Consider the following 3,021-nt stretch of genomic DNA (forward strand, 5'->3'; position numbering starts at 1 on the left):
AATATTTAAAAGATAGACTTGATGCAGGAATACAATTGTACAAATCAAAGAAGATAAATAAAATATTACTTTCAGGAGACAATGGTTCAGATGCACATGATGAATTAGCTGTAATGAAAACTTATTGTTTTGAAAAAGGAATCGATACCACAAAAATCTATATAGATTATGCTGGTTTTGATACTTATTCAACAATGTATAGAGCAAAAAACATCTTTAAAATAGACAAGGCAATTTTGATAACACAAGAATATCATTTGAATAGAGCCATATATATTGGAAATAAACTTGGCGTTGAATCAATTGGATTCTCTGCAAATCAAGGTGAATACAGAAATTATAATTATGTATGTTTTAGAGAATATTTTTCTATTTGTAAATCTGTAATTGATGTTGGTAGAAATCGGGAACCTCATTTTTTAGGAACAGAAATCAATATTAATGGGGTTTCAAATTATTCAAGCGAGGACAAAAGATAACCGGCTACTAGAAATTCGGTTTCTTTCTAAAATAAACTTTCATTTTTTATTGAAAGTTCGAAAACATTATTTATCTTTACACTATGGAATTCAAAGAAGCAAAAAATAAATTCGTTCAAACTTGGGGTGCATTAGGCAGTCAATGGGGAATTAACAAAACCATGGCCCAAATTCATGCGCTTTTGATGGTTTCTCACGAAGCTGTTTCTATGGAAGATATTATGGAAGAATTGCAAATTTCTCGTGGAAATGCTTCAATGAATTTAAGAGCATTAATGGATTGGGGAATTGTTTACAAAGAATACAAAGCTGGCGAACGACGTGAATTTTTTACAGCTGAAAAAGATTTAGACGAACTGGCTGTGAAAATTTCAAGAGAACGAAGCAAACGCGAAATCAAACCTGCTTTGAAAGTACTAAAAGAAGTTTCTTCCATAACATCAGACAATACTACCGAAGAAAAACATTTTGTAGATCAAACTACTAAATTGTATGATTTTGTTCTAAAAGCAGATAATGTTTTGGATAAAATGACCGAGTATAAAGACAATTGGTTGGCGAAATTAGTTGTTAAAATAATGAAATAGTTTTTTAATCATTTTAAAATATTACTCAAAAAAACTAATCAATGAGACCAATAAAAAACAATAACTTATAACGAATTAATTAAAAAAAATTTAATCGAAACTTTCATTTTTTTCTGAAAGTTTAAAACAATAAACAATTATGAAAACAATTTTAAAAATAACAAAAATAATTAACGTCATAGCATTATTGTTTTTATTGATTGGTGCATACGGACTAGCAATAACAGGAATCTTACAAGTAATAGCTGCAGTAATATATCTGTTCGCCTTCCCAAAAAGCAGATTAATCTATTTCTATTTTGGCTTGGTGACACTTTTCTTTTTACTTTGGGATCAAGATGGCTTTAATTGGTTATTTGTTATACCTATTTTCTTAATTCTTTATTTAAGTTATATTATTCATTTTCAAAAAAAAAAATTATGAGCTTCTTAACCGCAGAATGGAATGATTTAGCAATGTTTAATTACGAAATCAATCCGGAAATTTTAGAAAATTATGTTCCAAAAGGAACTGAACTCGATTTATGGAACGGCAAATGTTACATCAGTTTAATCGGATTTATGTTTGAAAACGTGAAAGTATTAGGAATTAAAGTTCCGTTTCATGTCAATTTTGAAGAAGTCAATTTACGCTTTTATGTAAAAAGATTCGAAAATGGAATTTGGAAACGTGGCGTAGTTTTCGTTAAAGAAATTGTCCCGAAGCATGCCATTACAATTGTTGCCAACACCTTATACAACGAACATTACCAAACCTTGAAAATGCGTCATGCTAGAACTGAAAACGAAGCTTCAAAAACTTTTCAATACGAATGGTTCAAGGATGCAAAGTGGAATTCCATTTCCATGACGACAGAAAAATATCCGATTCCGATTGAAGCAAATTCAGAAGCCGAGTTTATTACTGAACATTATTTTGGGTACACCAATTACAATAAAAACAAATCAATTGAATATGCTGTTTCGCACCCAAGATGGGAACAACTAAAAGTAATTGAATACAAAATTGACGTTGATTTTGAGAGTATTTACGGCAACGATTTTAAGTTTTTACAAGACCTAAAACCTACGTCTGAATTTCTTGCAATTGGTTCAAAAATAACGATTGAAGGTAAAAAAACGATACGATGAAAACTTTAAGAAAAATAAACAATATTGCATTTTATACTACATTAACTCTATTTATTACCGTATATCTTGGAATGTTAGCAGAAATTCCACTTGGGATAATTCAAGTTATATCTGCAATTATTCTAACTTATATTACTTATCTGAAATCAAGATATGCCAAAAAATATTTAACAATATACTGGTTTGCAACTATAACAGAGCTCACTTTGCTATATTTAGAGCAGTTTTACTATCAATCAAGTAATGATTTCATTGAACTTACATTAATGGTACTCTTCCCAATGTCAATTGCAATATATTATTTTATTATTATGAGAAAAATCACAAGCGAATACGAACTTAAAAAAATAAACTTATGAACTTCATTATCCCAAATTGGCTGATTATCCTAAGTGGAATAGGTCAAATATTTACAGCAATGATTTATCCTTACATCCGTCATCAAGTTTTTGATTGGTATAATGATGTGAAACAACTCAAACCTTTGAATCAAGAAATAGCAAAAACGTACGGAAGATATATTCAAGGTTTGAACTTTTCTTTTGGATTGATAGCCATTTTATTTACAAATGAATTGAAAGAACAATCAGCTGTGGCTGTGGCATTAACCGGGTTGATTGCTGCTTATTGGGTTGGAAAAGTAGCTACTCAAATTACGTATTATCCAATGTATGACATTCCGAAACGAACCCTATTTAAAGTGGGAAGTTATTTTATGAATACGTTATTTGTTCTTTTTGCAGTGGTGAATTTTTGTTTATTTATTCATAATTTAATTGGTCATTATAAATTATAACAACCATGAACCTCAACATTATTGGTTA

Annotated in this window: 6 protein-coding genes; all 6 read left to right on the forward strand. The window is 29.6% G+C overall.

Annotated elements, in window-relative coordinates:
* A partial coding sequence (locus tag AC061E_RS16430; protein WP_478287225.1) for a SanA/YdcF family protein occupies positions 1–479 on the forward strand: 479 nt, incomplete at its 5' end.
* 83 nt (positions 480–562) lie between these two features.
* Positions 563–1,066: a GbsR/MarR family transcriptional regulator gene (locus tag AC061E_RS16435; RefSeq protein ID WP_478287226.1), complete on the forward strand. Its 504-nt coding sequence runs from the start codon at positions 563–565 to the stop codon at positions 1,064–1,066.
* A gap of 139 nt (positions 1,067–1,205) precedes the next feature.
* Positions 1,206–1,490 carry a hypothetical protein gene (locus tag AC061E_RS16440; RefSeq protein WP_478287227.1) on the forward strand — a complete coding sequence of 95 codons (285 nt, stop codon included), beginning with the start codon at positions 1,206–1,208 and terminating at the stop codon, positions 1,488–1,490.
* The gene (locus AC061E_RS16445) at positions 1,487–2,197 is read left to right on the forward strand and encodes a YqjF family protein (protein WP_478287228.1); all 711 of its coding nucleotides are present in this window, start codon (positions 1,487–1,489) and stop codon (positions 2,195–2,197) included. Before AC061E_RS16440 ends, AC061E_RS16445 begins: the two co-directional genes overlap by 4 nt.
* Complete coding sequence (locus tag AC061E_RS16450; protein ID WP_478287229.1) at positions 2,194–2,556, forward strand: hypothetical protein; 363 nt, start codon at positions 2,194–2,196, stop codon at positions 2,554–2,556. Before AC061E_RS16445 ends, AC061E_RS16450 begins: the two co-directional genes overlap by 4 nt.
* On the forward strand, positions 2,553–2,993 hold the full coding sequence (locus tag AC061E_RS16455) for a hypothetical protein (protein ID WP_478287230.1): 441 nt from the start codon (positions 2,553–2,555) through the stop codon (positions 2,991–2,993). Before AC061E_RS16450 ends, AC061E_RS16455 begins: the two co-directional genes overlap by 4 nt.
* Positions 2,994–3,021: the final 28 nt, after the last annotated feature.

This window comes from Flavobacterium sp. GNP011, from assembly GCF_056428925.1.